The following is a 26,281-nucleotide window of genomic DNA, read 5'->3' as shown; positions in this document are numbered from 1 at the left end:
TTGGCACCAACACCCGCCTAAAATCTTAACGTTTTCTACATTTTCTTTTCCACTCCGGGCGGCTGCCCTATGATTCCCCTCAGCCCTGACACAAGTCATCATGTAATTTGCGTAATTGTTTAAGGAGAGTTTGGATGAGGAAGCTTGCCCTCTTGTCCCTGATACCACTGGTGCAAGCCGTTCCTGACGCGGCCCATGCGGATAGTACGTCTGCCGCAAGCGCGTTTGAGGGTGTCTATGCGGGGCTTGAAATTGGCGCGGCCGCAGCAGACGGAACAACGGATTTTCCGGTTCTGTCCGGCGGTACGAGAAATGCCTCGTTCGATCCCGACAACGGCCGCAGCTTTGGTGCGCTGTTTGGCTATAACATGCAGCGCGGCGATATGATCTATGGCGCTGAAGTCCGGTATTCGAACCTGTCTCATGTCGTCGAAAAGGGCGACCCCGAAACGCGGGAAGTGATGGATTTCGCTGACCTTCGTGGCCGGGTTGGGTACGTGAACGGCGATTTCATGTTCTACGGCGCTTTGGGTTGGTCATGGTCCAGATTGCGGGTCCACCCAAGTGCGCAATTTGACAGGGAAAGCCAGACAACTCTGGACGGCTTCAACATCGGCTTGGGTATGGAGTACAACTTCAACGACCGCTGGTTTGCCGGTGCAGACTACACCTATCGTGATGTGAGCGGCGATTTTGACGACGCACCAAACGACTCGGATTTTGACCTGAGCACCATCACGGCACGCGTCGCCTATCGTTTCTGACGCGCACAAAACGTCCGGCAGGTCCATAATCCTGACGGCCCGAAACAGGCCGATGCCGACAACTCGGCTCGGTCTGGCAAGCTCGTACAGCGGCGCCCCAAAGGAAAACCGATGCCCATTTTTCCGAACATCAAGGTGATCTTCGTCCACATCCCCAAATCCGGCGGATCAACTGTGACTACGGTTCTGAAACGGGACCGCTTTTTTGGGCGGCAAGTCAATCCGCGCGACCCGCGCGACAAAAATATCGACTATATCTCTCAGTACTTTGACCTGTTGGGCGCCGACGCCAATGACTATTTCAAGTTCAGCTTTGTGCGCAATCCATGGGACCGCTTTGTTTCAGGGTATCACTACGTGTGTCAAAGGCGGCCCGAAATCACCGAGGTAACTGAACATGGGTCGTTCAAAGAATTCGCGCAGGCCCTTTCCCAAGACCCTGAAAAGTTTCTGCAAATCCGTTATTTTCAACCGCAATATCTGTACCTGACCGACGCATCAGGAAACATGCCCCTGGACTTTGTCGGGCGTTTCGAACGGTTTGATTACGACCTTCGCAAGGCACTGAAACAGATCGGAATGCGACGCCTTGTTATTCGGCACCGCAAACAGTCGAAGCGCACGGATTATCGGGATTACTATGACCAGGAAACCCGCGACATTGTTGGCCGCGTGTACGCCCGGGACATCGATGTGTTCAATTATGCGTTCGAAGATGGACGCCACCGTGAAAAACCGGGTTTATTTGGACGGCTCGGGCAGTCCTAACTACAGTCCGTAGCGCCAACAAGGCCGGCACTGAGCCCGTCCGGCACAATCGCCTAATGGCATACTTAAAACGCAGAAACTTAAGAGATTTTTCAAAAAGTTCTGCAAGGTAATTGTAGGAACACTCTTTTCGAACGCTCCGGGATGGGCCATTAGTCGTTTCGTCAAACAAGGGAACAAAGTTTTTTGTTCTCGTTTAGATTCTCAGGACTGGTCGACCCTCAAATGGCAAATTTCAGCATCGCAAACGGTGACTCCGCCACGTTTACGGATACGTCCGCAGGTGACGGTTTCGTCATTGATTTTGACACACTGGACAACAGCTTCAGCATTCGGATCAACGATGTTGACCTGTTCATAGGCGGGCCAGCTGGCGCGGAGAACGAACTTCAGTTCCAAATTGTCCAAACGGAAGGGCAGACTGTCCAGTTTGCCGATGGCGACCGGTACGAAATTGACACGCCCGCCGTCTGGCAGCTTGGCAATACCAACGGCGAACCCGTCGTCCGCCTGGAGGTGAGCCCCGACGGCACCATCGAACTGTACGGTGTAAAGGAAGACAACGGTCCGCTGGTCCCGCTGCAATTGTTCAACGGGCTGACCGTCAACACGGACGCAATTGCAGCGGCCTGGAATGACAGCGGCGACAACACAATTGAGATTGACCAGTCAGAAACAGGCCCCACAAACGCGGCCGGCGAATTTATCGACGTCCTGTGTTTTGCAGCCGGAACACTAATTGAGACCCGCGAAGGCCCCGTCGCAGTTGAAGACCTGAAAATCTCGGATCAGATTCTGACCTTTGACAACGGCTTTAAGCCTATTCGCTGGATCGGGTCGCGCGCGTTGACCCGGGCCGAGCTTGACGCCCAGCCAAGGCTCAAACCCATTGTAATCAGGGCGAACGCCCTGGGGGTCGGTTACCCCAAGCGGGACTTGATTGTTTCACCGCAACACCGCGTTCTTGTTTCGTCGGTTGTCGCCTTGCGCATGTTCGAACGCAAGGACGTCCTGATCCCGGCGAAAAAGCTGATTTCTCTGGACGGTGTGGAAACTCTGAAGGCGACACCGGATGGGGTGGAGTATTTCCACATCCTGTTCGATGCGCATGAAATCATCTGGTCTAACGGGGCACCGACCGAAAGCCTGTTTACCGGGCCGGAGGCTTTGAAATCCGTCCCCGAGGATTCCAGAAAAGAGATTCTGGAGCTGTTCCCCGAATGCTGCGAGCCGCAATTCCAGACACATTCCGCTCGATATATCCCGCAGAAGGGCAAACAGGTGCGAAAGCTGGTGGAACGGCACCGGGCCAATCACAAACCCCTTATTGACTGCCTTGCGTCCTCGGCTCAGAACTAGGCGGCAACTGACCCAATCGCGGCCTTCAAGTGCGGGTTACTTCTCATTGCGCAGTCTTTAACCAAAAAAACGCCCGCCAAATGACGGGCGTTTCTGATTTCATTCGAACGTTGTTACATCTTGGCTTTCTCTGACTTCAGCGCCAGCCAGAGGCAATAGCACATGATCAGAACAACCATCGTAAACGGAATACCGGTCGAGACCGCCGCACCCTGAAGGGCAACCAATCCACCGCCCAGCAAGAGCGCGATTGCAACCAGCCCTTCCAGTGTGCACCAGAACACGCGCTGGATCACCGGAGCATCCATCTTGCCGCCCGCGGTGATCGTGTCGATCACCAGCGAACCGGAATCCGACGAGGTCACAAAGAACACCACGATCAGGATCAACGCGATCGGTGCGACGATACCATAAAGCGGAAGCTCTTTCAGGAAGCCAAACAGCGCGCCTTCGGGGGCATAGCTGTCGATCACGGTGGCGCGGACACCTTCCGCTCCGCCTGCGTTCAGCATGTCAATCGCGGCACCGCCGAAAGTAGACATCCAAAGGGCGCAAACCGCCGTGGGTGCCAGCAACGCGCAGATAACGAACTCTCGCACTGTGCGGCCCTTCGAGATACGGGCGATGAACATGCCCACAAACGGCGACCATGCAATCCACCAGGCCCAGTAGAAGGTCGTCCAGCCGTGGAAATAGCTGGTATCTTCTCGCCCGAACGGGTTGGACAAGGCCGGTAAGTGCAGCACGTAATCTGTCATGACGTTGAAATACCGCGCAATGGCTGTCCCAACACCGGTGACCGCGATCACGAACAGGAACAAACCAACGGCCATGATCATGTTGATCTCGCTCAGCCGTTTGACACCTGCATCCATGCCCAAAAGGACCGATCCCAGAGCAATCATCGTGATTCCGATGATCAGCAGCACCACAACTGTCGGGCTGGGTTCGATGCCGAACACTTCATAAAGGCCTGCGGCCACCTGCTGCGCACCCAATCCAAGCGAGGTTGTCAGACCGAACAGCGTGGCGAAAACAGCCAGGGTATCAATGATATGACCCCACCAGCCCCACACGCGCTCGCCAAGGATCGGGTAGAAGGCCGACCGTAGGGTCAATGGCAAGCCAAGGTTGTAGCTGAAGATCGCCAGTGCAAGGCCGACGGCGGCGTAGACGGCCCAGCCCTCAAGCCCCCAATGGTGGATCGTACCGACAACACCGGCATACTCATTACCGGGCACCGCGATATCAATTCCCAATGGAACTGCGTTTCCGTCCTCGGCAAAGTTGTAATAAACCGGTTCCATCACACCGAAGAACAACAAGCCGATCCCGATCCCGGCTGCGAACATCATCGCAATCCAGCCCGCATAGGAATAATCGGGTTTGGCGTCTTTGCCGCCGATCCGTACCTTGCCAACGGGCAAGACGATTAGCGCCAAACAAAACAGGGTGATTGCATCCACGGAAAGAACAAGGAACCAATCGAACGTACTGGTCAGCCATGGCCGGAGCCATCCAAAGAACGTCGCTGCGGCCTCTTGATTGGCCAATGCGATCAGAACGAACGCAAATATGAGGATACTTGAGATCAGGAATACCGGGTTATGGATGTCCAAACCGAAGGGTCGGACGTTATCCTGCCCAAGTTCGTATTCGGTTTCAAAGTCATAGATCCGAGGATCCGGATCCAGCATTTTCTTCGTCTGAGCCATTCGACTGCCCCTCTGTCCGCTAGGTGCAAACGCCAAGGTATTCGGTCGACTGACGGATATGAGTATTGTACCCCCTTGGCGCGTTTCCGTCTTTTCGACCGCGGGTTCAGTGATAACAGCTTACACTGACATCATATTTTTGCAAAATGCATTCGAATTGCCGCATTTGTACAAACAAATTCGAACGAAAGCCTGGTATGTTCGGCAACTCTGTTCCGATGGGTCGGATTGCCGTCAATTGCCCCACTATGCGGTTTCGCTTTCCTTTGGCTGCAATCTCATGTATGCGCGCGGGTATCTGAGACGTTGTGCCCTGACCCCGGCACTCGAACGGAAGATAAAATGGGGTCGGCGGCAATGGGGCCGCCATGCAAAACGGGAGACCCGGAGGGCCGGGAGTGCTCCCTTTTAGGATGCGCAAATGTTTGATGTAACAAAGAAATCAATGCAGTGGGGCGAAGAGACGCTGACACTGGAAACTGGCAAGGTTGCCCGTCAGGCGGACGGCACCGTGATCGCCACGCTGGGCGAAACCAGCGTCATGGCGAACGTGACCTTTGCCAAGCAACAAAAGCCCGGTCAGGACTTTTTCCCGCTGACCGTGCACTACCAAGAAAAATACTATGCCGCCGGTAAGGTTCCGGGTGGCTTCTTCAAGCGCGAGGCGCGCCCGACCGAGAAAGAGACGCTGACCGCGCGTCTGATCGACCGTCCGATCCGCCCGCTGTTCGTTGACGGCTTCAAAAACGAAGTTCTGGTCATGTGCACCGTGCTGTCTCACGATCTGGTCAACGATCCCGACATCGTGGCGATGATCGCGGCCTCGGCTGCTTTGACCATTTCCGGTGCGCCTTTCATGGGCCCGATCGCCGGTGCCCGTGTTGGTTTCGTGGATGGCGAATACGTCCTGAACCCAACCGTAGACGACATGCAGGACCTGCGCCTGAACCCCGAACAGCGTCTGGATCTGGTTGTGGCCGGCACCAAAGACGCCGTGATGATGGTGGAATCGGAAGCTTACGAGCTGTCCGAGTCCGAAATGCTGGGCGCCGTGACCTTCGCGCACGAGCAGATCCAGCCGGTCATCGACCTGATCATCGCTCTGGCCGAAGACGCCGCCAAAGAGCCGTTTGAATTCGCAGCACCCGACTATGCGGACCTCTATGCTGCTGTTTCGGCCGCTGGCGAAGAGCAGATGCGCGCCGCCTTCGCAATCACCGACAAGCAAGAGCGCACCGCCGCTGTTGCCGCCGCCCGTGAAACGATCAAAGAAGCCCTGACCGAGGAACAGTTGGAAGACGCTAACCTCGGTTCCGCGATGAAAAAGCTGGAAGCTGGCATTCTGCGTGGCGACGTCGTCAAAGGCGGCAAGCGCATCGACGGTCGCTCGACCACCGATATCCGTTCGATCGTTGCAGAAACCTCGATGCTGCCGCGGACCCACGGTTCGGCCCTGTTCACCCGTGGCGAAACGCAGGCGCTGGCCGTGACCACGCTGGGCACCGGTGACGATGAACAATTCATCGACGCGCTGCACGGCAACTTCAAATCGAACTTCCTGCTGCACTACAACTTCCCTCCGTATTCGGTTGGTGAAGTTGGCCGCGTTGGTGGCCCCGGCCGTCGCGAGATCGGCCACGGCAAGCTGGCATGGCGTGCGCTTCAGGCGGTTCTGCCTGCGGCGACCGACTTCCCCTACACGATCCGTATCGTGTCCGAAATCACTGAATCGAACGGCTCCAGCTCGATGGCTTCTGTCTGCGGCGGTTCGCTGTCGATGATGGATGCGGGCGTTCCGCTGAAAGCGCCGGTTGCTGGTGTGGCCATGGGCCTGATCCTGGAAGATGACGGCAACTATGCCATCCTGTCGGACATTCTGGGTGACGAAGACCACCTGGGCGACATGGACTTCAAAGTGGCGGGTACCGAAAACGGCATCACCTCGCTGCAGATGGACATCAAGGTTGCGGGCATCACACCCGAGATCATGGAGAAAGCCCTGGCACAGGCCAAGGACGGCCGGATGCACATTCTGGGCGAGATGGGCAAAGCCCTGTCCGAGACCAACGAATTCTCGGTCCACGCCCCGCGCATCGAGACCATGAACATCCCAACCGACAAGATCCGCGAAGTGATCGGCTCGGGCGGTAAGGTCATCCGCGAGATCGTCGAAGTTTCGGGTGCCAAGGTCGACATCAACGACGACGGCGTCATCAAGATCGCGTCACCGGATGGTGAATCGATCCAAAAGGCCTATGACATGATCTATTCGATCGTGGCCGAGCCGGAAGAAGGTCAGATCTACACTGGTAAAGTGGTCAAGATCGTCGACTTCGGTGCCTTCGTGAACTTCTTTGGCAAGCGCGACGGTCTGGTCCACGTATCTCAGATCGAAAACCGCCGTCTGAACCATCCGTCGGATGTTCTGAAAGAAGGTCAAGAAGTTAAGGTCAAGCTGCTGGGCTTTGACGATCGCGGCAAGGTCCGCCTGTCGATGAAAGTGGTCGATCAGGAAACCGGCGAAGAGATCGTGCCTGAGAAGAAAGAAAAGAAAGAAGACGCCGAGTAATCGGGAACTCTTTTCTTAAATAATGAAAGACCCCGGTTATGGCCGGGGTCTTTTGTTTAGTGGGCCACGCCGGACGGCCCATGCTTCATAATATGCCATTGTCCAAAGCTGTCGTTCAAATCCAGTTTGATCGCCGCATTCGCTTTGGTCGATGCATTGCCAATTTCCGCCAGAGTGAATTCGATCCCACCGGGGATGTCGATCCGCACCCGGTGCTCTCCTCCGCCGTGCGGGGCCTGAATCGGTCGTCCGGTCGAGCTGAGCACATCGCCGATGGTAACACTGGCCGTGCGCCTCTCCATGTCCATCTCGAAATCAATTGGCAAATACAGCGTCTCGTGAACGGTTTTGCACATCGCCCGAAAGACGAACCAATGGGTCGCCATTTCTTCGGTCTCTTCACCGTGGAAGACCTTTTCCAGCGCCGCGCGCTGCGCATCCGAGGCGCTTGGATCGATGATAACCTGCATCTCGCCGCCGCCTTCAAAAATCGGACCGGGCCACGCATAAATTAGTGCGGCTTTCGCCCCGACAAGGTTCGTATCGCCAAAATGCCCCTTTGAAATTTCCAGAACTTCAAATCCACGGCAGTTCCCGTGTGTAGGCAATTCTTCGAACTGACAAGGGCAGGCATAGCCGCAGTTGCAGTTCCCAAAAGCCTCACCTTCGACATACCAATCTGTAAATGCCATCGTCTTCTCCTGTAGTGCACAGTGTGAACGCTCGATGTTTGTGGCCGTGTGCCTGTTCGTCAGCTCAATCGCCATACCCTATCACAAAAGGTCGGATTCACGAACCGAGGCGCACCTGCCAGTTCGGTGCCAAACAAGGTCTTTCAGACCATGTGACAGATCAATCGCACAAGTTCTGAGGGAATTTCTGTACCTGACCGGACCTATAGTTGTATTTTGCCCTTCTTACCCTCTGGTTTCTCTTTCCCAGATTGCGTGCGTGTTCTATGCACTTGTGCATGCGCTCTTTTGTTATTCACATGTCCTCAAGTACGGCCCGGCGGCCCAACGCAGAAAAGCTTTGCGCTAGTCTGCCAAACGCCGAACTATTCGAGGCAGTGAATGGTCGCAATTCTGACCAGATCGCAGATGTAGAGTTGTTTCCCGGCAATTTGCATCGTCCCGAATACCCGTTCAATTTGCGACCAGCAGAAATCGGAGTGTTCGAAAGCCACCGCCGAATCTGGCAGAAGCTGGTGGATGAAAAGATCGACCTGGCCATCATTACCGAGGACGACCTGCGCGTTGACCCCTGCCGGATGGACGAGGCGCTGAAGATGCTCACCCCGATCGCGACACCCGACCATTACATCCGCATTCCGGTAAAGCAGCGCGAAATTGCGGCGCAGGTGCTGGCCCGGCGCAACGACATGCGACTGATCCTGCCCAAGGTGATCGGATTGCAATGCGTGTGTCAGTTGGTCGGACGTCGTGCGGCCGAGCGGCTGCTTGAGGCCACCAACAAAATCGACCGCCCGATTGACACGTTCCTACAAATGCACTGGTTGACGGGCCAGCCGATTCTGGCGCTGCTAGGCAGCGGCAATCAGGAGGTCGCCAACGAGATCGGTGGGTCCACGATTCAAACCCGCCCCCCACTTGGTGACAAAATTTCCCGAGAGTTCAAGCGCGCCGCTTACCGCGCGAAGCTTTATCAACACCCGCAGCGACCCGCGGCGTGACCGGCGCATAAGATCGAACCTATGCGCACAGCGGATAAGCGGGGCATTTAGCCCCGCCCTCTGTCTTAGCTGGGCGCCTTGGTTTTGCGCAGGTAAGGGAAGATCGTCTCAAACTCACCAAACTTTTCCTTGGCTTCTTCGTTCGAAACCGCTGGTGGAATGATCACGTCTTCGCCCGGAATCCAGTTGGCCGGAGTTGCTACGCCCTTGGCGCTCATTTGCAAGCCGTCCAAGGCGCGCAGGATTTCTGCAAAGTTACGGCCTACGGTCATCGGATAGGTCATCGACAGCTTCAGTTGCTTGTCAGGGCCAATGATAAAGACCGAACGGACCGTGGCGCTGTCAGCCGGTGTGCGGCCATCCGGCAGGTACGCTTCGGCTGGCAGCATGTCGAAAGCTTTCGAAACGGCCAGCCCGTCATCCGCGATGATCGGGAAACCGGGGTTGGCATTGCCATAAGCTTCGATGTCTTTCTTCCACTTTTTGTGGTCCTCGACGCCGTCGACGGACACACCCAGAACTTTGGTATTCCGTGCAGCCCATTCATCATTCAGTTGGGCCACGGCCGAGAATTCGGTGGTGCAGACCGGGGTGAAATCCTTGGGGTGCGAAAACAGAATGGCCCAGCTGTCACCAATCCAGTCGTGAAACTGAATGGTTCCCTGATCCGTTTCTGCAGTGAAATTCGGGACGGTGTCGTTAATGCGCAAACCCATGGGGCGTCTCCTTTCCTGCTGATAAGCCGAAATCGGCTGACGCAAATTTAATCACTTTGCCGACAAGTTAAACCAATCATTTGAGGCTGAGTGACAAAACTGCGTTACTCATACGATCGTGCATTTGGAATTGCCCCCTTGCCCCTTGCTGACCGGGGTGACAAAGTGCCCGCAAAACCGACCGGGCGGTCGGAGAATATTTGTGGAAAGGTGGAGCCATGATCGACAAGCGGAACTTCTATATTAACGGCCAGTGGGTCGCCCCGGCACAGGCCAACGATTTTGAGGTCATCAACCCCTCGACCGAAGACCCCTGCGCGGTGATTTCACTTGGAGGCGCCGACGATACCAACGCCGCAGTCGCTGCCGCCAAAGCCGCCCTGCCCGGCTGGATGGCAACCCCGGTGCAAGAGCGCATTGCGCTGGTTGAAAAGCTGGTCGAGATCTACCTGTCGCGCTTGGAAGATCTGGCGCAAGCCATGTCTCTGGAAATGGGTGCTCCGATTGATATGGCGCGCACGCAGCAGTCTGGCGCCGGTGTCTATCACCTGAAAAATTTCGTCCGTGCAGCCAAGGCGTTTCAGTTCGAACGCCCCTTGGGGGATCACGCCCCCAACGACCGGATTATCTATGAAGCTGTGGGCGTCGCCGCCCTGATCACACCTTGGAACTGGCCGATGAACCAGATCACACTCAAGGTGGGCGCGGCTGCGATTGCGGGCTGCACCATGGTTCTGAAACCGTCCGAGCAAAGCCCGCTGAACGCGATGATCTTTGCCGAGATGATGGACGAGGCCGGGTTCCCGGCAGGCGTGTTCAACCTAGTGAATGGCGATGGTGTGGGCGTGGGATCGCAACTGTCGGCGCATCCAGATGTGGATATGATCAGTTTCACCGGCTCGACCCGCGCGGGCACCGCGATCTCAAAGAACGCCGCAGATACTTTGAAGAAAGTGCATCTTGAACTGGGCGGCAAGGGCGCAAACGTCGTCTTTGCCGATGCCGATGAAAAGGCCGTTAAGCGCGGCGTGCTGCATATGATGAACAACACCGGCCAAAGCTGTAACGCCCCCAGCCGTATGCTGGTGCAACGCCCGATCTACGATCAGGCGGTCGAGACTGCCGCGCAAGTTGCCAACATGGTTTCGGTCGGGAACGCTCAGGAAGAAGGGCGGCACATTGGCCCCGTGGTGAACGAACTGCAATGGACCAAGATTCAGGATCTGATCCAGAAGGGCATCGACGAAGGCGCCCGGCTGGTCTCTGGTGGCACCGGGCGGCCTGAAGGTCTGAACAAGGGCTATTACGTGCGCCCCACCGTTTTTGCCGATGCCAACAACCAGATGACCATCGCGCGCGAGGAAATCTTTGGCCCGGTCTTGACCATGATCCCCTTCGATACCGAGGAAGAAGCCGTCGAGATCGCCAATGACACGCCCTATGGCCTGACCAACTATGTTCAGACACAGGACGGCGACCGCGCGAACCGCATGGCGCGCGCGCTGCGGTCGGGCATGGTCGAAATGAACGGCCAGTCCCGCAGTGCCGGGTCGCCTTTCGGGGGCATGAAACAATCCGGCAACGGGCGCGAGGGCGGCGTTTGGGGGCTGGAAGATTTTCTTGAGATCAAAGCTGTCGGCGGGTGGGCCGCCGAGTAAACGCCTGGCACAACGTCTGGCTCGGGCGTCCAGCCCGGGCCGCGCCCGACTCTCCCCCCGGGAGGGCGCTTTGGCGACGACAAAAGCGGCTCATGCTTCGTCCGTACTTTCAAGATAAAGCGCCCATGAAACACGTATTGCAGCGCCCTCCCAGGGTCGGACGCGCCCCTAGTGTCTAAGCATCCGCCTGCGCGGCTTCATAGGCCAGCATGGCGCGTTTGACGGGCAGGCCCCAGTGATAGCCGCCCAACCCGCCGGATTTCCGCAAGGCGCGGTGACACGGAATCAGCCAACTGACCGGATTGCGCCCAACCGCAGTACCAACAGCACGCACCGCTTGCGGAGACCCAACCCGCTGCGCGATCTCGGAATATGTCGTTACCTGCCCCGAAGGGATATGCATCAGCGCTTCCCACACTTTGATTTGCAGCGGTGAACCGATCAAGTGCAGCGGAGTTTCCCCACGGTTCGCCCCAAACGATGCCTCGACCCACGGGCGTAGCTTTTCGGTATCCTCGACGTAATCCGCCTTGGGCCAGCGGGACGTCATGTCCTCCATTGCGGCTGCCTCGCCAGTTTCCGCACCGAACGCCATGCCGCAGATGCCCTTGTCGGTGCCCATCACCAGTGCCGGACCAAAGGGGCAATCGAACCAGCCCCAATAAATCGTCAGACCCGCGCCTTTGCGCGCGTATTCGCCAGGACTCATGGATTCCCATTTCAAGAACAGATCATGCAGGCGACCGCTGCCAGACAGACCCACGTTATGCGCGGTTTCCAGCGTGGTGAAACGCTCGCGCAGCAGGGCTTTTGCATGGCCCAGCGTCAGGTACTGCTGATACCGTTTCGGTGACACCCCGGTCCAGCGTGAAAACAGACGCTGGAAATGGGCCGGGCTCATGTCCATCTGATCGGCCAGTTCTTCCAGAGACAGGGATTCGCCGCCCTGATCAATCAGTTCAATCGCGCGCCGCATGACGTTGTAGTGATATCCGCTTTCGGGGGTTTGAACATTCATGACTCTCACCTCGTATGTTGCCCGAACCATATCGCGGTGACAGCGCCCCGGCGACCCGAAACCTGCGCATTGGCTTTAGGCTTGTGTCACCGGCCCTTGGGCGGCATTAAGGCGCGGATGGCAAAACAACTTGATTATCACACGATCCGCGAGATCTTTACGCGCTTTCAGGACGCCGACCCCGAACCCAAGGGCGAGCTTGAGCATGTGAACGTCTATACCCTTGTCGTGGCCGTGGCGCTGTCGGCGCAAGCGACCGATGCGGGTGTCAACAAGGCCACGCGCGAATTGTTCAAGATCGCCGACACCCCGCAAAAGATGCTGGATCTGGGTGAAGAGGGCCTGATCGAACACATCAAGACCATCGGCCTGTTCCGCCAAAAGGCCAAGAACGTCATCAAACTCAGCCGCATTCTGGTCGAAGACTATGGCGGCGAGGTGCCCAATTCCCGTGCCGCCCTGCAATCCCTGCCCGGTGTAGGGCGCAAGACGGCCAATGTGGTTCTGAACATGTGGTGGCGGCAACCGGCACAGGCGGTGGATACGCATATCTTCCGCGTCGGCAACCGCACCGGCATTTGCCCCGGCAAAACCGTGGACGCGGTCGAGCGCGCAATCGAAGATAACATCCCCGCCGATTTCCAATTGCACGCGCATCACTGGCTGATCCTGCATGGCCGCTATCACTGCAAGGCGCGCAAACCCCTGTGCGGAACCTGTATCATCCGCGATCTCTGCGAATTTGAGGACAAGAACCTATGAAAACCTATCAGCTTACCGGTATCGGCAACGCCGTCGTGGACGTGATCTCTCAGGCCGATGACAGCTTTCTGGAGCTGATGGGCATCGAAAAAGGCATCATGCAACTGATCGAGCAGGAACGCGGCGAGGTGCTGTATGCCTCGATGGAAGGTCGGGTGCAGACGCCGGGCGGTTCGGTCGCCAACACCATCGCAGGGGCCGGGGCGCTGGGGCTGGATGCAGCCTTTATTGGGCGTGTGCATGACGACGCTTTGGGCCGGTTCTATGCGGATGCGATGAACGAAGAGGGCGTCGACTTCGTCAACCCTCCGGTGCCGGGAGGGGAACTGCCGACCTCGCGTTCGATGATCTTTGTCTCGCCCGATGGGGAACGGTCGATGAACACCTATCTGGGGATTTCGTCCGAGCTGTCTTCGACCGACGTGTCCGCGGATGTGTCGGGCAACAGCCAGATCATGTTCCTTGAAGGCTATTTGTTTGACAAGGAAAAGGGCAAGGCCGCATTTCTTGAGGCCGCGCGCACCTGTCACAAGGGCGGCGGCAAGGCCGGGATCGCAATTTCCGACCCGTTCTGCGTGGAACGTCACCGGGTCGATTTCTTGCTGTTGATCGAAAACGAATTGGATTTCGTCATCGGGAACGAAGCCGAGATCAAATCCCTGTTCGAAACCGACGATCTGGAAGACGCACTGGCAAAGACCGCGGACATTTGCCCTCTGGTTGTGTGTACCCGGTCAGGCGATGGTGTGACGGTGTTGTACGAAGGGCAACGGGTTGATGTGCCCGTCGAAAAAGTTGTGCCGGTCGATGCCACCGGCGCGGGCGATCAGTTCGCCGCCGGGTTCTTGTTTGGCATGGCCACGGGCCGCGATTACGAGACCTGCGCCAAAATAGGCAATGTCTGCGCCCGCGAAGTGATCAGCCATATCGGTCCCCGCCCCGAGGCGAACATGCAAGAATTGCTGCGGGCCGAAGGGTTACTCTGATCCCGTCTATTAGAAACCAGCTGCCGCGTCGTTCAGAGACCAATCGTATTTGTAGGAGCTGACGCGGCGCACGTCTTGTAGGCGCGTTTTCAGATCCGGATCGGCAACGGTTCGGATATAGGCTAAGACCGCCTGTTCGTTCGGTCCGAAATCTTCGCGGAACCAGATGAAGATTTTGGACAGGATCAGCCCGCCATTGTCGTTGAACCGAACCCCGCGCGGGTCGTTGATATATTCATGTTCGGCGGCGGCGAAATCACGCTCCAGCGTTTCGGCCTGCCAAGCGCGGTTCATCAGGTTGGGGCAGCCGACAGCCGCACAATTCAGCGCGTAGTGGATTCGCGGCTCGGCATAGTTGGGTCGGATGATGCGATGCTCGATATCGTTCAGGGTCAGAGTCTGCCCCGCGACCATCACCAGAGGCCGGTTCCACGGCCCGATTGACAGCGGCCCGTCCTTGATGTCGCGGATCGAGGCGACGGGGTAGTTCTCAAGGATCACATCCACCGTCACCGCGTTATACATGTTGATCCAATAGGCCAATTGCTGATCGCGGGTCAGAGCGGCAGGGTCCACCGCTTGCAACGCCGTCAGATACTCGTCCAGCCGCACCTTGTCGGCCTGCGTTACCTGCCCATAAGCCACTCGGTTCACCCCTTGCGCATCCGGAGCGACATAGCGGTTCAGGAACAGGGTCCAGTCACTGTGATCCACTCGCGCACCGGGCGGTGGCGCAGATTGCGTCAGGGCACCGTCCGGCAATGGGGCCGCAGCGGGCAGGGCCAACCGCTCGACACTGGCGCAGGCGACCAGCAGGGGTAGCAGCAAGATCAGTATTAAACGCATTGAGGCCCCCCCGGCATTGACGATGGACCTTGGGCAACGCAGCAAGGTCTGGCGGATACCCAACAGTTAGAGGCGAGCCCCGGACAGGGCTACGCCCCCTCACGTCAACGTGCAGGACGGTGATCGCATCAACCGCAACATCCGCGCGATTGACGTGTCTGGACCGACGTGGGTGCTTCGTTCTGGTTAGCGCCCCGGCCCAGCCAGGTGCGATAGGCCAGATAAAAATCTGTAAACCGAACGGCGAAATCTTCGGATACCGACTTTTGCGGAATCCCTGTCGCCAACACAGCCTGTTGCCATGCCTTCACCTTGGGATAACGCGCCAGCATGTCATGACCGCTATGCGCTTCGACGATCGAAGCGCGGTGCAATAGCGGCAGCCACGCCATATCGACATTGCCCAGCGCCTCGCCACCAAAGAACGGGTCGCTGCCCATTGTCTGTTCGACCCTAGCAAAGGCGGCGTTCAGTTTTGACAAACGTTCGGTAAACGTCGCCAAATCGGCGCTTTGCATCGCGCTGCACTGGACAAGATAATGCTTGCTGGCCTGATAGCTCCAGGCGCGGTTCAGGGCGCGTTGCTCGGGCGTCAAATCGGGTTGCAGCGGCGCGGAAATGTCATCGATATATTCCGCGATCGCGTCAGACTCGAAAAGCGGTGTACCGCCTTCAGTCACCAGAACAGGCACCTGACCTGTTGGCGAGAGGTCAAGGAACCAGTCGGGCTTGTCGCTGAGACTGATGTAATCGATCTGATAAGGTATCTGCTTGGCCTCAAGCAACGCGGTTACGCGCTGCACGAAGGGGCAGATTTTGAAGCTAATGATACGGATCATCTTCATTTCCTTTTGGTGGTTTCATCTGTCAGACGAAGCCCGCGCCAAAAAGACGACGTTCAGATCAACATTTTTTGCAGTTTTCCGATTTTATCCGCACATCCGCGATGTTTCCGCGCGCATCCATTGTGATGTCACAGCAGTTTTCAAACGCTTTTCGCAACTCAGCCCGACCTTTCTGTACGCGGGATTTGAGGGTCGAATACGGTAGACCATGTGCCACAGCGTAATCATTCTGAGACATTCCGTTGATATCTATAGCCATCAGCATATCCGCTGTTTCCGCGGGCAGGCCGCGAATGAACGGCTCAACGCAGCCTTCCAAATCCTGCCGGGTTTCGGGGTCATCGCGGTGATACCACAGGTCATCCGGGTGCGCCTGCGCGCGGCCGGACTTGCGATAGAAATCAATGATGGTGCGATCTGCGGTCTGAAAAAGCCATGGCTGCAACTTGGACGGATCCATCAGCGCAGGCAAACCAGTAAACACTTTGACCGAAATCTCTTGCAACAGGTCGTCCACATCCGCTGCATTCGCAACGCGCGAGTGCAAAAACGCCTTCAGGCGCGCACGGTACTTGGGCCAGATGTCCTCGATGCGCATGACACTTTATGACAGGTGTTCGGCAAAGGCGGCAACAACCTGTTCATAAACGTCACGTTTAAACGGCACGATCTCTTGCACCAAGCGCGAAGGCTCCTGCCATTTCCACCGGGTGAACTCGGGGTGATCGGTGTCGATATTAATCTGATCGTCGCGGCCTGAGTAGCGCAGCAGAAACCATTTCTGCTCTTGCCCACGAAAGCGACCTTTCCAGATTTTCGGGACGATATCATGCGGCAGGTCATAAGGCAGCCAACCTGGCGTTTCGGCCACGACCTCGACCAGATCAGCGGTCACCCCTGTTTCTTCCCAAAGCTCGCGCAGGGCCGCATCGCGGGGGTCTTCGCCCTTGTCCACGCCCCCTTGCGGCATCTGCCAAGCGTTCTTGTGGCGATCATTGCGCTGGCCCACGAAAATCTGGCCATGCGCATTCATCAACATCAGGCCAACACAAGGACGATAGGGCAGTTTCGCGATCTGATCAGGGGTCATGCTTGGTCTCTTTTTCCTGTAACGATCCGTCTGTATCAACTGCCGGTGCGACAGCATAGACCGTGACGCAAGGTTTCGCGTGACAAAGTTGACGCGAACATCAATCTAACGCTGAAAATCCGGGAGGGAGAGTTTGCCATGACTGCGTACCCAAATATGCTGGCCCCGCTTGATCTGGGCTTCACCACACTGAAAAACCGCGTTCTGATGGGCTCGATGCATACAGGGCTTGAGGAAACAGGCGACTGGAACCGCGTGGCCGAGTTCTATGCAGACCGCGCCCGTGGGGGCGTGGCCCTGATGGTGACGGGTGGGATCGGTCCGAACCTTGAAGGCTCGGTTCTGCCGGGCGCGTCGATGATGACCAATGATGACGAGGTTGCAAAACATTCCATCGTCACCCAGCGCGTGCACGAAGCGGGCGGCAAGATTGCCATGCAAATCCTGCACGCAGGCCGCTATGCCTATGGCCCCAAATGTGTGGCGCCCAGCCCGGTTAAATCGCCGATCTCTCCGTTCCCGCCCAGCGAACTGGACGAGGAAGGTATCGAGAAGCAGATCAGCGACATCGTCAACGCGGCTGCTCTGGCCCAGAAAGCGGGCTATGACGGGGTCGAGATCATGGGGTCCGAAGGGTATTTCATCAACCAGTTCCTCGTGACCCACACCAACAAGCGTGAGGATCGCTGGGGTGGCTCTTACGAAAACCGGATGCGCCTGCCGATCGAAATCGTGCGCCGCACGCGCGAAGCCGTGGGAACCGATTTCATCATCATCTACCGCTTGTCGATGATTGACCTTGTGCCCAACGGTTCGACCTATGATGAGGTTGTGGAACTGGCGAAGCGGGTCGAAGAGGCTGGTGCGACGATCATCAACACCGGCATCGGCTGGCACGAGGCGCGAATCCCGACCATCGCCACCAGCGTCCCCCGCGCGGCCTTTGCCTGGGTGACCAAGAAACTGATGGGCGAGGTCAACATTCCGGTGATCACCTCGAACCGGATCAACACCCCCGAAGTCGCCGAAGAGGTTCTGTCCACAGGCTGCGCCGACATGGTGTCGCTGGCGCGTCCGATGCTTGCGGATGCGGAATTCGTGAACAAGGCCATCGCGGGCCAGTCCGCGAAGATCGCGCCTTGTATTGCCTGCAACCAAGCCTGCCTTGACCATACGTTCGGCGGCAAATTGACCTCGTGCCTGGTCAATCCACGCGCATGTCATGAGACTGAACTGGTCATCGAAAACGCTGCAACTACCAAGTCGGTTGCCATCGTGGGCGCAGGTCCGGCCGGTCTGTCCACCGCGATGACCGCTGCCCAGCGCGGCCATGACGTAACCTTGTTCGACCGCGCCGCCGAAGTGGGCGGACAGCTAAACATGGCCAAGCAGGTTCCGGGCAAGGAAGAGTTCTGGGGACTGGTCGACTGGTATCGCACCATGATCGCAGATCTGGGTGTGAAGGTCGAACTGAACCGCGATGTCAGCGCCGATGACCTGACCGGATTTGATGAAGTCGTCATCGCAACCGGCGTCAACCCGCGCGACCCGGAAATCCCCGGGCAAGACCGCGAGAATGTCATCAGCTATATCGACGTTCTGCGCGACAAGGCCGAAGTCGGCAAATCCGTCGCCGTGATCGGTGCCGGCGGCATCGGGTTCGACGTGTCCGAGTTTTTGCTGGAAGACGGCCACAGCATCACCGCGGACCTGCCTGCTTGGATGAAGGAATGGGGCGTAACCGACCCGGCCGAACACCGCTCGGGTTTAGCTCCTGAAGGACCGCAGCCTGCAGCCCCGGCGCGCGAGGTAACATTACTGCAGCGCAAGAAACAGGCGCATGGCAAGGGACTGGGTAAAACCACCGGCTGGATTCACCGTGCGACGCTGAAGATGAAGGACGTGAATTTCGTTGGCGGCGTCAATTATGAGCGCATCGACGACGACGGCCTGCATATCAGCTTTGGCGAAGAGCGCGCGGACCCAACCGTTATCGCGGCAGATACGGTTGTTCTATGTTCCGGTCAGGTTTCAGAACGCAGCCTTGCGGATGCGCTAATCGAACGCGGTATCACTCCGCATGTGATCGGCGGCGCGGATCTGGCCGCAGAACTGGATGCAAAACGCGCGATCAATCAAGGGACGCGTTTGGCGGCTACGTTCTGACGCGACGATAAATTTTTTTTGCGCCATGGGAAGCCGTCTCGGAAGAGGCGGCTTTTTTGATGCCGCTTGACTCCTTATGTACATATGTACATATACAACAAATGAATCAGAAAATAGTACGTATCCAAACTGGAATTCGAATCGAAAGACGGCTTTTGAAAGTTCTGAAGGGGCTGGCAGAGTCGCTGGACATGACCCTGAGCGATCTAATCGAAGGCATGACCCTGCACAGTTTTGAAAACAAACCGGCGTTTTCCGAGGAAACGCTGGAGAAGATCAAGCAACTCAAAAGTGTCTATGACCTCGACTGGACATCCCAAGACAGCCATCGCTTCAAGGAGGACGGTGAATGAGCGCCGATATCACTAACGCATTTGAAGCACACGCCATCGACAACACTACGTTCGGACATGCCGAACACGTGCAAGTCGCATACGATCTGCTGCGCAAGTATGATTTCATCGATGCCGCGGCGATCTACGCGAAAGGAATCCGATCGCTTGCTGCCAAGGCGGGTGACCCTGACAAGTTCAATCTGACGATCACTTACGCGTTCATGAGTCTGATTGCCGAGCGTCTTGCCAATGGGCAATCAGATGACTTTGCAGCGTTCGCACAGGAAAACCCCGACTTAATGACTAAGGTTGTCCTCAACAATTGGTATACAAAAGAACGGCTGAATACGGCGCTGGCGCGCAGAATCTTCCTACTACGTGTTGCCGCCTAAATAGGTCGACCGAATGCGCACAGCCTACTCGACCGTGATCGTAATCACTTCGGACACAATTGGCGTTGCGTGTGGCACATGACCCGCATCCCCCAAGACCAGTTGCAGCGTATGTTCGCCCGGTGCCAAATCCAGTGTCACTTCGGTTTGCCCACCACCGAAATGGATGTGGTTGTCATCGGCAGGCAGACCATAGGCCAACTCATCGGCGCCGTCCTCGCCCTCACCCAGCGGTGGGCGGTCGATCAGAAGGTGGTGATGGCCGGTGTTCTCTTTCTCTGTTCCGGCTGGGGCGACGCCCATTCCACTTAGGCCGAAAACGATCGTCACGGGTGATTTTACGGTATCTCCATCCGACAAATTCACGAAATAGACCTCGGCATCCGGGTTCGAAGGTGTCTCACCTCCGGCCAAAGCAAGCGTCGCGGAAAGGGTCAGGGCAGCGATGGTAAAAAGAGCTCTCATTGTCTTCTCCATGGTCACAAATTTGCCATGCTCATCTTAACATATTTAGCCAAATTCCCATAAAAGCCTGCGTGTATTGAGTTTGTGGCGAATTAAGAAACCATCGTTTCCGCGTTTCCTATACGCAAACGATCCGAATAAAATCCCTGATATTATCCCATGTCTGCCCAGTTTCCGCCCAGATTGGCCGCAAAAATCGGTCAACGAACCAATACCTGGGGAACGAGAATGGACAGACTGACCGAAATGGAAGCCTTTGCCAACGTGGTGGACCAGGGTGGCTTCACCGACGCGGCCAAGAAAATGGGCATCTCCAAGTCGGCCGTGTCAAAGCACGTATCGAGCCTGGAGGCCCGCCTGGGCGCCCGCCTGTTAAACCGCACGACTCGTCGTGTTTCGCCGACAGAAATCGGCCTGGCCTACTATGACCGGGCGCGTCGCGTCCTGAATGACGCGGGTGAAGCCGACGCCTTGGTGACCTCGATGCAATCCGCGCCATCCGGGTTGCTTAGAATCAGCGTCGCGACAGATTTCGGCGTGAATCACCTGTCACCGGTTTTGTCAGGTTTTCTGGCAGCTTACCCGGATATCACAGTGAATATGGTTCTGAATAACCGGTATGTGGAACTAATTTCAGAAGGCTTTGATGTGGCCGTTCGAATCGGAGAGTTGGAAGACAGCACTCTGCGCGCCCGCAAGCTGACGGAAACCGTGAAACGTATGGTCGCGGCCCCAAGCTATATCGAGAAATACGGACGTCCGCAAAAGATCGACGATCTGAACGAGCACAAGCTGCTGCACTATTCCAGCCAGTCGTCCGGCAATGTATGGAAACTGACCGCGCCTTCGGGCGAAAAACGTCAGGTCCGTACTGCAGGCTGGCTAAGCGTCAACGACGGCCAATCCCTGCTGAACGCGGCGATCTCGGGCCTTGGGATCGCCCATCTGCCCAGCTATCTTTATGCGGACGCGCTGAAATCTGGCCGCGTTCAGGATGCGATGCCGTCACTGCCCGACGAGGTTCAAGGCGTCTACGCGGTTTACCCGCCCGGCCGTTTCACACAGCCCAAAGTAAGGGCATTCATTGATTTTCTGGTCGAGTCCTTCAACGACAAGGGCCCGATGGATTGGTAATTTCTCCCCAGTGAAGACTGTACGACCCGCGCATTTTGTGCGGGTCTTTTTTTATTCGGGCGAAACCGTCAACCCCATGTCGCGTGCAACCGCGCGCAGAGATTTCGTCAGAATATTCCGGCCGGGCAGGTCGTCTTCCCCACGACGCGCCAACAGCGCGATATCGCGATTGGCATTTGGAATAGCCAAGGGGCGCAGCCGAACCTCATCGCGGTAGATACCCTGCCGACGCGCGTACAAATCAGGCAAGACGGCGACTCCGACCCCCGAAGCCGCCATCAATACAATCGAATCCAGCGTTGTTCCTTCATATTCGTCCGACACGACACCGCCACACTCGGCGGCCAGCGCATATACGATTCGGGACAGACGATGGCTTTGATCCAGCGTCAGGATCAAACGGTCGCGCAGGTCTTCGGCGGTGACGCCATGCAAATCCCGCGCCAACAAGTCGTCAACGGCCACGCCGATCCACAAGGTTTCATTGAACAGACGCTGCTGCATCGTGTTGGGATGATCTTCGGGGGTTGAGATTATTAGGTCAAAGCGTCCGGCCTTTAGCCCCTGTTCCAGATCGCGTGTATTCTCTTCACGCACAACAATCCGCAGACCCGGCCGATCCCGGTGAATCTTTTTGATGGCCTGCGGCAAAAGATATGGGCCAATTGACGGCAATACGCCCAGCCTCAACCGTCCACCGACCGGCGCGTCGCTGGTCATGGCGTGGCGCAGGTCCTGAACCTCGGCCAATATCTTCTGGGCGCGTGAAATGAACGCCTCGCCTTTGGCTGTCGCGTGAACACCGCCCCTATTGCGTTCGAAAATGCGCAGGCCAAGCTCTTGTTCTACTGCTGATATCTGCGCTGACAGGCTGGGTTGGCTGACATTCAGCACGTCTGCTGCAAGCCCGAACCTGCCAAGGCGACTGACGGTGACGATATATTCAAGCTGACGCAGAGTTGGGCGCATTTCATAGCCTCAAACTATGTTAAAATTAGAAAGATAATATTTGGATAATGCATTTCGGCAAGGCACCTAGCCCAAAAACCGGGACAGGAGCCGCAAATGCCAACCGTAATCGACACGCTGTCCAGCAATTTGCTGGTGCCCACGATCCTTTTCTTCGCGCTTGGGCTGCTGGCCGCCTTTGTGCGCAGCGATCTTTCGATCCCCGCAGGTGCGGCCAAGTTCATGTCGCTGTATCTGCTGCTGGCCATCGGGTTCAAAGGCGGCAGCAATCTGTCCGAGCATGGCATCCATTTGGACCTGTTTCTAACCCTACTGGGTGGCGTGGCGCTGTCCTTTGCCATTCCGTTCGTGGCCTTTGGTTTGCTGCGAGTCATGACCCGGCTGGACCCGCTGAACGCGGCTGCGGTCGCCGGGCATTATGGGTCGATTTCGATCGTCACTTTCGTGACTGCCACAAGCCTGCTGGACCTTGTCGGCCTCAGCCATGACGGGTTCATGGTCGCCGTCGCCGCCGCGATGGAGGTGCCCGCCATCCTGTCCGCTCTGTGGCTTGCCCACAGATCAAATGGCAATGGCGTAAAGGAAGCGGGGCTTTGGCGCGATTTGCTGGCAAACGGATCGATTGTCCTACTGACCGGGGCGTTCTTCATCGGGGCCATAACCGGTGGTGAGGGGATGCAGATGATCGCGCCATTCATCGTGACGCCATTTACCGGTATCCTCTGCCTGTTTCTTCTGGACATGGGCCTTTCAGCCGGGCGGAGCTTGCTGAGTAACCGCGATAAACTGTCGGTGGGGCTGTTTGGCTTTGGTGTGCTGATGCCCCTGATCGGAGCAGTGATGGCCTGGGCAGTCGGCGCAGTGATCGGCCTGTCCGAAGGCAGCCTGTTCCTGCTGATGGTGTTATCCGCTTCGGCCTCTTACATCGCGGTGCCCGCAGCAATGAAAATCGCGCTGCCCAAGGCCGAATCCGGGATTTACCTGACCCTGTCACTGGGAGTTTCGTTCCCGTTCAACATCACGGTTGGATTGCCGCTTTATCTGTGGTGGGTGATGTGACGGATCAGTTGACCAGCAAAATCGCCTCGACCCGGCGGTTCAGGTCCCTTCCCTCGGGCGTGGCGTTCGAGGTCAACGGGGCAAGATAACCGATACCGCGCGCCTCAAGCCGGTCTGCCGCGACACCATGTTTTTCGATCAGGCGGACGCGAACCGCCTGAGCCCGCCCTGTGCTGACCGAGATATTTGCCTCGAGCGTGCCGGTGTCATCTGTGTTGCCCACAAGGGCCATCCGCACCGCTGGGTTGTCTTTCAGATATGCAGCGATCAGCGCAAGCGACGCAAAGGGGCCGTCGCCCAACGTGATCTCACCGGTGCGAAAATGCAGATCGTCCAGAATGACATGGCCGTTCTGTTCAAGATCAGCCAGCAGCCCCTGCGACTGTTCCACTGTCTCTTCGATGACAAGCGGCGGAGGGGCCTCGGCATCTGCAGGCGAAACGCGGATCATCTGAACATAACCATCGGGTGGGTTGCGGCTGACCAGCAAACTCAGCGCTTCGTCCCCGCGCGTGGCGGACAAAAAGCGATAGTCCTGAATGGCGACATACATGTCAGGCGTTGGCACAACCTCGGTTCCAAAGCGGAAGTCAAAGCCACCGCAGGTGCGCGCCTCACACTCAAACAACACATCGAACCCTTGTGCCTGAATCTGATCCCGCAAAGGTTCCAGCAACTGCAGCGTTGTGCTGGACCCCGCCTGCAAGCGCCACGTCAAACGCTCAACCCTACCTTCGACCGTTCGGGCGGGCACAGAGCCGTCGGCAAAAACCCCGGTTGGCATGTCATAGCTGTCCAGGGCACTGGTCCTGTCGCTCACCAGACGCGAACCAGAAGACATCGTCAGGTCTTGCGCGGCAGCCGGCCCGACCCACAGGGCCAGTATGAGGGTGAGGATTCGGATCATCGGGCCTGCGCGTGATATTCTTCATTGGGGGCCATCGCCGTGGCGCTGGCAACCCGGTTCGACATGTTGAAAAAGCCGGTCACATTGGCAATGTCCCAGATATCACGATCCGAAAATCCCGCGTCGCGCAGGTGCTGACGATCAGGTTCTTCGATCTCGGTGCTGGCGGTCGTCATCTTTGCCGCAAAATCCAGCATGGCGCGCTGACGCGTATCCAAAGGGGCAACACGGTAGTTCATCACCAACATCTCACCCAGTTGCGGATCGCCCGATAATTGCCGGACCGCCGCACCATGGGCCACAAGACAGTAAAAGCACTTATTGATGGCCGAGACCACGACGGCGATCATCTCACGTTCCAGTTTGGACAAGCCGCTGTCGCCCAGCATCAAATCGTTATACATCCCCGTAAAGCCATTCAGCTTGTCGATGTCGAACGCATACGCCTTTAACACATTTGGCACAAAACCCAGTTTTTCGACGCAGATATCAAAGTACTTTTGGGTTTCGGGCGGCAGCGGATCGGCCATCGGCAGGTTCAGGGCTGTTGGCAGGGTGTGATCAGTCACGTCGGGCTCTCTCCTTGGGTAAGCTGACGGTAATGGTATTCTCCCACGATCTCCATCCCAAGCGCATGATAGAGACCGTTGGCCCCATCATTCGCCTTGGTGCAGATCACGCTAAGCGTTTCAGCGCCTTGCTCCTGCGCCCAGAACGCGGCAGCGCGCATCGCCCACCGGCCCAAGCCGTGACGCCGGTGCGACGGCAAAACCTCTAACGCGTGCACCATGGCAACCGTGTCATGCGCCGCGACAAAAGCAGTTCCCGCTGGCTGGTCCGCTCGCCGCATTAACAGCCCGGTTTTCGGCCCCGGCGCGCGATCCATCACAGCCAGACGGTCGGGGCCAATACCCCCCTTGGCCCAGATTTCGTTCATGATTGCCAACAGGTCCCAGATGGCAAAAGCCGTGACACGTGGGATCGGGATATCCGTCAGATGCTCAACAGGGCAGGAATAGATGTTAACCGGGTCCAAAACGTCATACCCACGGTCCGCAAGCTGTCTGTCCAGCACCTCATCCCCCGGCCAAAGACAGAATATGCGCTTTTGCCCCATGGCCTGCATCGCAGCTTCGGCCTCTTCAATGTCAGCTATTGCCGCCGGGGCAAGCGCACTTGCAGCCGACACGCGAGAGCCCCCGCCCAACCCCCGCCGCAACCGGAACGGGCCGTGCACCTTGTACTCGGCGGCAGGCCAAGTGCCGTCGACCACGTCGCCCCAGTGCAGCGTCAAAGGTCTAGCTCTTTCGCCAATCGAGTAGTGGCTGCGTCAACACGAGCACCGTCGGTCCCGCGGATGACAACATTGGACCCGAATACGCCGTTGACCTGAAATGGATAGCTGCCAATGGAAAGATCAGGGAAGTCTTCGGCCAACACGGACAACGTCGCGGCAATGTCCCCTTCCCCGCGATCCACCCGCAGGGTTTGCGACAATAGCGGGCTGCCACGGGTCAACCCATGCAGAACGCTGGCGACCATTGCCTGAAATACCGAAGGAACCCCGGCCATCACATGCACGTTCTCGATAGTAAAGCCCGGTGCAGTTGAAACCGGATTGTCAATCAGCGCTGCACCGTCAGGGACGCGCGCCATGCGCAGGCGCGCCGCATTCAGCTCCAGCCCGGATTTCTCGTAGTGCGCCTCAAGCAGGGCACGTGCGTCGTCACGAATATCAATCGGCGTGTCGAAAGCGCGGGCCATACAGTCGGCGGTGATGTCGTCATGGGTCGGACCGATCCCACCGCTGGTAAAGACGTGGTCATGGGTTGCAGACAGCGCCTTGACCGCTGCTTCGATTGCGGCGGCCTCGTCGCTGACGACACGCACCTCTTTCAGGTCAATGCCCAGCTTGGTCAGTTCACCGGCAAGGTAGTGCATATTGGCGTCGCGCGTGCGGCCCGACAGGATCTCATCCCCGATCACCAGCATTGCGGCGGTTGGATTGGCCATGGCACGTGCCCCCCTCTTGATCGACCCTATGGGCAGGTATAGGCCCTTGGCC

General features: G+C 57.4%; 27 protein-coding genes. 13 read left to right on the top strand and 14 right to left on the bottom strand.

Features of this window, described 5'->3' with window-relative positions:
* The first annotated feature begins 134 nt into the window (after positions 1-134).
* From GOV88_RS10285 to GOV88_RS10275, 3 genes are all read left to right on the top strand, one after another.
* Positions 135-764: an outer membrane protein gene (locus GOV88_RS10285; RefSeq protein ID WP_171240356.1), complete on the top strand. Its 630-nt coding sequence runs from the start codon at positions 135-137 to the stop codon at positions 762-764.
* A 111-nt stretch (positions 765-875) separates the two neighbouring features.
* The gene (locus GOV88_RS10280) at positions 876-1,532 is read left to right on the top strand and encodes a sulfotransferase family protein (RefSeq protein ID WP_171240355.1); all 657 of its coding nucleotides are present in this window, start codon (positions 876-878) and stop codon (positions 1,530-1,532) included.
* A gap of 225 nt (positions 1,533-1,757) precedes the next feature.
* On the top strand, positions 1,758-2,891 hold the full coding sequence (locus tag GOV88_RS10275; RefSeq protein ID WP_171240354.1) for a Hint domain-containing protein: 1,134 nt from the start codon (positions 1,758-1,760) through the stop codon (positions 2,889-2,891).
* Positions 2,892-3,004: 113 nt separating this feature from the next.
* On the opposite strand, the gene GOV88_RS10270 is transcribed toward GOV88_RS10275, so the two are convergent.
* The gene (locus GOV88_RS10270; RefSeq protein WP_171211670.1) at positions 3,005-4,606 is read right to left on the bottom strand and encodes a BCCT family transporter; all 1,602 of its coding nucleotides are present in this window, start codon (positions 4,604-4,606) and stop codon (positions 3,005-3,007) included.
* Positions 4,607-5,027: 421 nt separating this feature from the next.
* Between GOV88_RS10270 and pnp the strand changes: the two genes are divergently transcribed.
* On the top strand, positions 5,028-7,175 hold the full coding sequence (gene pnp / locus GOV88_RS10265) for a polyribonucleotide nucleotidyltransferase (protein ID WP_171240353.1): 2,148 nt from the start codon (positions 5,028-5,030) through the stop codon (positions 7,173-7,175).
* A gap of 56 nt (positions 7,176-7,231) precedes the next feature.
* Here the strand turns inward: pnp and GOV88_RS10260 are convergent, their stop codons facing one another.
* Positions 7,232-7,867 carry a DUF1326 domain-containing protein gene (locus tag GOV88_RS10260; RefSeq protein WP_171122936.1) on the bottom strand — a complete coding sequence of 212 codons (636 nt, stop codon included), beginning with the start codon at positions 7,865-7,867 and terminating at the stop codon, positions 7,232-7,234.
* Between the two features lie 266 nt (positions 7,868-8,133).
* On the opposite strand from GOV88_RS10260, the gene GOV88_RS10255 reads away from it, so the two are divergent.
* Positions 8,134-8,868, top strand: a complete 735-nt coding sequence (locus GOV88_RS10255; RefSeq protein WP_371808229.1) for a glycosyltransferase family 25 protein — start codon at positions 8,134-8,136, stop codon at positions 8,866-8,868.
* 65 nt (positions 8,869-8,933) lie between these two features.
* On the opposite strand, the gene GOV88_RS10250 is transcribed toward GOV88_RS10255, so the two are convergent.
* On the bottom strand, positions 8,934-9,584 hold the full coding sequence (locus GOV88_RS10250; protein WP_171122940.1) for a peroxiredoxin: 651 nt from the start codon (positions 9,582-9,584) through the stop codon (positions 8,934-8,936).
* Between the two features lie 218 nt (positions 9,585-9,802).
* Here GOV88_RS10250 and GOV88_RS10245 point away from each other — a divergent pair, with 218 nt between their 5' ends.
* Complete coding sequence (locus GOV88_RS10245) at positions 9,803-11,242, top strand: aldehyde dehydrogenase family protein (protein WP_171240352.1); 1,440 nt, start codon at positions 9,803-9,805, stop codon at positions 11,240-11,242.
* A 175-nt stretch (positions 11,243-11,417) separates the two neighbouring features.
* Here GOV88_RS10245 and GOV88_RS10240 read toward each other — a convergent pair whose 3' ends face one another.
* Complete coding sequence (locus GOV88_RS10240; protein ID WP_171240351.1) at positions 11,418-12,260, bottom strand: bifunctional helix-turn-helix domain-containing protein/methylated-DNA--[protein]-cysteine S-methyltransferase; 843 nt, start codon at positions 12,258-12,260, stop codon at positions 11,418-11,420.
* Between the two features lie 117 nt (positions 12,261-12,377).
* Between GOV88_RS10240 and nth the strand changes: the two genes are divergently transcribed.
* Positions 12,378-13,022 carry an endonuclease III gene (gene nth / locus GOV88_RS10235; RefSeq protein ID WP_171240350.1) on the top strand — a complete coding sequence of 215 codons (645 nt, stop codon included), beginning with the start codon at positions 12,378-12,380 and terminating at the stop codon, positions 13,020-13,022.
* Positions 13,019-14,008 (top strand): adenosine kinase, encoded by a 990-nt coding sequence (locus tag GOV88_RS10230; RefSeq protein ID WP_171122949.1) that lies wholly within the window; start codon positions 13,019-13,021, stop codon positions 14,006-14,008. The genes nth and GOV88_RS10230 overlap by 4 nt, the downstream gene beginning before the upstream one ends.
* A 9-nt stretch (positions 14,009-14,017) precedes the next feature.
* Here the strand turns inward: GOV88_RS10230 and GOV88_RS10225 are convergent, their stop codons facing one another.
* From GOV88_RS10225 to GOV88_RS10210, 4 genes are all read right to left on the bottom strand, one after another.
* Positions 14,018-14,854, bottom strand: a complete 837-nt coding sequence (locus GOV88_RS10225; RefSeq protein ID WP_171240349.1) for a DUF547 domain-containing protein — start codon at positions 14,852-14,854, stop codon at positions 14,018-14,020.
* A gap of 128 nt (positions 14,855-14,982) precedes the next feature.
* A complete protein-coding gene (locus GOV88_RS10220; RefSeq protein ID WP_171240348.1) occupies positions 14,983-15,693 on the bottom strand; it encodes a glutathione S-transferase family protein in 711 nt (236 codons plus the stop codon).
* Positions 15,694-15,757: 64 nt separating this feature from the next.
* Positions 15,758-16,297, bottom strand: coding sequence for an RNA polymerase sigma factor SigZ (sigZ, locus tag GOV88_RS10215; protein ID WP_171240347.1), 540 nt, complete (start codon positions 16,295-16,297; stop codon positions 15,758-15,760).
* 6 nt (positions 16,298-16,303) lie between these two features.
* Positions 16,304-16,789 carry an RNA pyrophosphohydrolase gene (locus tag GOV88_RS10210; protein WP_171122956.1) on the bottom strand — a complete coding sequence of 162 codons (486 nt, stop codon included), beginning with the start codon at positions 16,787-16,789 and terminating at the stop codon, positions 16,304-16,306.
* Positions 16,790-16,927: 138 nt separating this feature from the next.
* Here GOV88_RS10210 and GOV88_RS10205 point away from each other — a divergent pair, with 138 nt between their 5' ends.
* From GOV88_RS10205 to GOV88_RS10195, 3 genes are all read left to right on the top strand, one after another.
* A complete protein-coding gene (locus GOV88_RS10205; RefSeq protein WP_171240346.1) occupies positions 16,928-18,955 on the top strand; it encodes an NADPH-dependent 2,4-dienoyl-CoA reductase in 2,028 nt (675 codons plus the stop codon).
* A gap of 155 nt (positions 18,956-19,110) precedes the next feature.
* Positions 19,111-19,308, top strand: a complete 198-nt coding sequence (locus tag GOV88_RS10200) for a hypothetical protein (RefSeq protein WP_254449209.1) — start codon at positions 19,111-19,113, stop codon at positions 19,306-19,308.
* Complete coding sequence (locus tag GOV88_RS10195) at positions 19,305-19,682, top strand: hypothetical protein (RefSeq protein WP_171240344.1); 378 nt, start codon at positions 19,305-19,307, stop codon at positions 19,680-19,682. Before GOV88_RS10200 ends, GOV88_RS10195 begins: the two co-directional genes overlap by 4 nt.
* A gap of 24 nt (positions 19,683-19,706) precedes the next feature.
* On the opposite strand, the gene GOV88_RS10190 is transcribed toward GOV88_RS10195, so the two are convergent.
* Positions 19,707-20,147, bottom strand: coding sequence for a DUF4399 domain-containing protein (locus GOV88_RS10190; protein ID WP_254428737.1), 441 nt, complete (start codon positions 20,145-20,147; stop codon positions 19,707-19,709).
* Positions 20,148-20,375: 228 nt separating this feature from the next.
* Between GOV88_RS10190 and GOV88_RS10185 the strand changes: the two genes are divergently transcribed.
* Complete coding sequence (locus GOV88_RS10185) at positions 20,376-21,281, top strand: LysR family transcriptional regulator (RefSeq protein ID WP_171122965.1); 906 nt, start codon at positions 20,376-20,378, stop codon at positions 21,279-21,281.
* A 51-nt stretch (positions 21,282-21,332) separates the two neighbouring features.
* Here GOV88_RS10185 and GOV88_RS10180 read toward each other — a convergent pair whose 3' ends face one another.
* Positions 21,333-22,250: a hydrogen peroxide-inducible genes activator gene (locus GOV88_RS10180; protein ID WP_171122967.1), complete on the bottom strand. Its 918-nt coding sequence runs from the start codon at positions 22,248-22,250 to the stop codon at positions 21,333-21,335.
* A 96-nt stretch (positions 22,251-22,346) separates the two neighbouring features.
* On the opposite strand from GOV88_RS10180, the gene GOV88_RS10175 reads away from it, so the two are divergent.
* The gene (locus tag GOV88_RS10175; protein ID WP_171240343.1) at positions 22,347-23,309 is read left to right on the top strand and encodes a sodium-dependent bicarbonate transport family permease; all 963 of its coding nucleotides are present in this window, start codon (positions 22,347-22,349) and stop codon (positions 23,307-23,309) included.
* A 4-nt stretch (positions 23,310-23,313) separates the two neighbouring features.
* Here the strand turns inward: GOV88_RS10175 and GOV88_RS10170 are convergent, their stop codons facing one another.
* From GOV88_RS10170 to GOV88_RS10155, 4 genes are read right to left on the bottom strand one after another with little or no spacing between them, the layout of a single operon-like run.
* Positions 23,314-24,216 (bottom strand): OmpA family protein, encoded by a 903-nt coding sequence (locus GOV88_RS10170; RefSeq protein ID WP_171240342.1) that lies wholly within the window; start codon positions 24,214-24,216, stop codon positions 23,314-23,316.
* A complete protein-coding gene (locus GOV88_RS10165) occupies positions 24,213-24,785 on the bottom strand; it encodes a peroxidase-related enzyme (RefSeq protein WP_171240341.1) in 573 nt (190 codons plus the stop codon). Before GOV88_RS10165 ends, GOV88_RS10170 begins: the two co-directional genes overlap by 4 nt.
* On the bottom strand, positions 24,782-25,510 hold the full coding sequence (locus GOV88_RS10160; RefSeq protein ID WP_171240340.1) for a GNAT family N-acetyltransferase: 729 nt from the start codon (positions 25,508-25,510) through the stop codon (positions 24,782-24,784). Before GOV88_RS10160 ends, GOV88_RS10165 begins: the two co-directional genes overlap by 4 nt.
* Complete coding sequence (locus tag GOV88_RS10155) at positions 25,507-26,229, bottom strand: molybdopterin-binding protein (RefSeq protein ID WP_171240339.1); 723 nt, start codon at positions 26,227-26,229, stop codon at positions 25,507-25,509. Before GOV88_RS10155 ends, GOV88_RS10160 begins: the two co-directional genes overlap by 4 nt.
* Positions 26,230-26,281 lie beyond the last annotated feature (52 nt).

The organism is Ruegeria sp. HKCCA5491 (genome assembly GCF_013034565.1).
Taxonomy (GTDB): Bacteria; Pseudomonadota; Alphaproteobacteria; order Rhodobacterales; family Rhodobacteraceae; genus Ruegeria.
The sequence above is the reverse complement of the archived record's forward strand: the minus strand, read 5'-3'. Positions and strand labels throughout refer to the sequence as shown.

Excerpts from the sequence above, each read along its gene's own strand:
- GOV88_RS10285 (WP_171240356.1), top strand. The coding sequence starts at position 135 with ATGAGGAAGCTTGCCCTCTTGTCCCTGATACCACTGGTGCAAGCCGTT.
- GOV88_RS10280 (WP_171240355.1), top strand. The coding sequence starts at position 876 with ATGCCCATTTTTCCGAACATCAAGGTGATCTTCGTCCACATCCCCAAA.
- GOV88_RS10275 (WP_171240354.1), top strand. The coding sequence starts at position 1,758 with ATGGCAAATTTCAGCATCGCAAACGGTGACTCCGCCACGTTTACGGAT.
- GOV88_RS10270 (WP_171211670.1), bottom strand. The coding sequence starts at position 4,606 with ATGGCTCAGACGAAGAAAATGCTGGATCCGGATCCTCGGATCTATGAC.
- pnp (WP_171240353.1), top strand. The coding sequence starts at position 5,028 with ATGTTTGATGTAACAAAGAAATCAATGCAGTGGGGCGAAGAGACGCTG.
- GOV88_RS10260 (WP_171122936.1), bottom strand. The coding sequence starts at position 7,867 with ATGGCATTTACAGATTGGTATGTCGAAGGTGAGGCTTTTGGGAACTGC.
- GOV88_RS10255 (WP_371808229.1), top strand. The coding sequence starts at position 8,134 with ATGCACTTGTGCATGCGCTCTTTTGTTATTCACATGTCCTCAAGTACG.
- GOV88_RS10250 (WP_171122940.1), bottom strand. The coding sequence starts at position 9,584 with ATGGGTTTGCGCATTAACGACACCGTCCCGAATTTCACTGCAGAAACG.
- GOV88_RS10245 (WP_171240352.1), top strand. The coding sequence starts at position 9,803 with ATGATCGACAAGCGGAACTTCTATATTAACGGCCAGTGGGTCGCCCCG.
- GOV88_RS10240 (WP_171240351.1), bottom strand. The coding sequence starts at position 12,260 with ATGAATGTTCAAACCCCCGAAAGCGGATATCACTACAACGTCATGCGG.
- nth (WP_171240350.1), top strand. The coding sequence starts at position 12,378 with ATGGCAAAACAACTTGATTATCACACGATCCGCGAGATCTTTACGCGC.
- GOV88_RS10230 (WP_171122949.1), top strand. The coding sequence starts at position 13,019 with ATGAAAACCTATCAGCTTACCGGTATCGGCAACGCCGTCGTGGACGTG.
- GOV88_RS10225 (WP_171240349.1), bottom strand. The coding sequence starts at position 14,854 with ATGCGTTTAATACTGATCTTGCTGCTACCCCTGCTGGTCGCCTGCGCC.
- GOV88_RS10220 (WP_171240348.1), bottom strand. The coding sequence starts at position 15,693 with ATGATCCGTATCATTAGCTTCAAAATCTGCCCCTTCGTGCAGCGCGTA.
- sigZ (WP_171240347.1), bottom strand. The coding sequence starts at position 16,297 with ATGCGCATCGAGGACATCTGGCCCAAGTACCGTGCGCGCCTGAAGGCG.
- GOV88_RS10210 (WP_171122956.1), bottom strand. The coding sequence starts at position 16,789 with ATGACCCCTGATCAGATCGCGAAACTGCCCTATCGTCCTTGTGTTGGC.
- GOV88_RS10205 (WP_171240346.1), top strand. The coding sequence starts at position 16,928 with ATGACTGCGTACCCAAATATGCTGGCCCCGCTTGATCTGGGCTTCACC.
- GOV88_RS10195 (WP_171240344.1), top strand. The coding sequence starts at position 19,305 with ATGAGCGCCGATATCACTAACGCATTTGAAGCACACGCCATCGACAAC.
- GOV88_RS10190 (WP_254428737.1), bottom strand. The coding sequence starts at position 20,147 with ATGAGAGCTCTTTTTACCATCGCTGCCCTGACCCTTTCCGCGACGCTT.
- GOV88_RS10185 (WP_171122965.1), top strand. The coding sequence starts at position 20,376 with ATGGACAGACTGACCGAAATGGAAGCCTTTGCCAACGTGGTGGACCAG.
- GOV88_RS10180 (WP_171122967.1), bottom strand. The coding sequence starts at position 22,250 with ATGCGCCCAACTCTGCGTCAGCTTGAATATATCGTCACCGTCAGTCGC.
- GOV88_RS10175 (WP_171240343.1), top strand. The coding sequence starts at position 22,347 with ATGCCAACCGTAATCGACACGCTGTCCAGCAATTTGCTGGTGCCCACG.
- GOV88_RS10170 (WP_171240342.1), bottom strand. The coding sequence starts at position 24,216 with ATGATCCGAATCCTCACCCTCATACTGGCCCTGTGGGTCGGGCCGGCT.
- GOV88_RS10155 (WP_171240339.1), bottom strand. The coding sequence starts at position 26,229 with ATGGCCAATCCAACCGCCGCAATGCTGGTGATCGGGGATGAGATCCTG.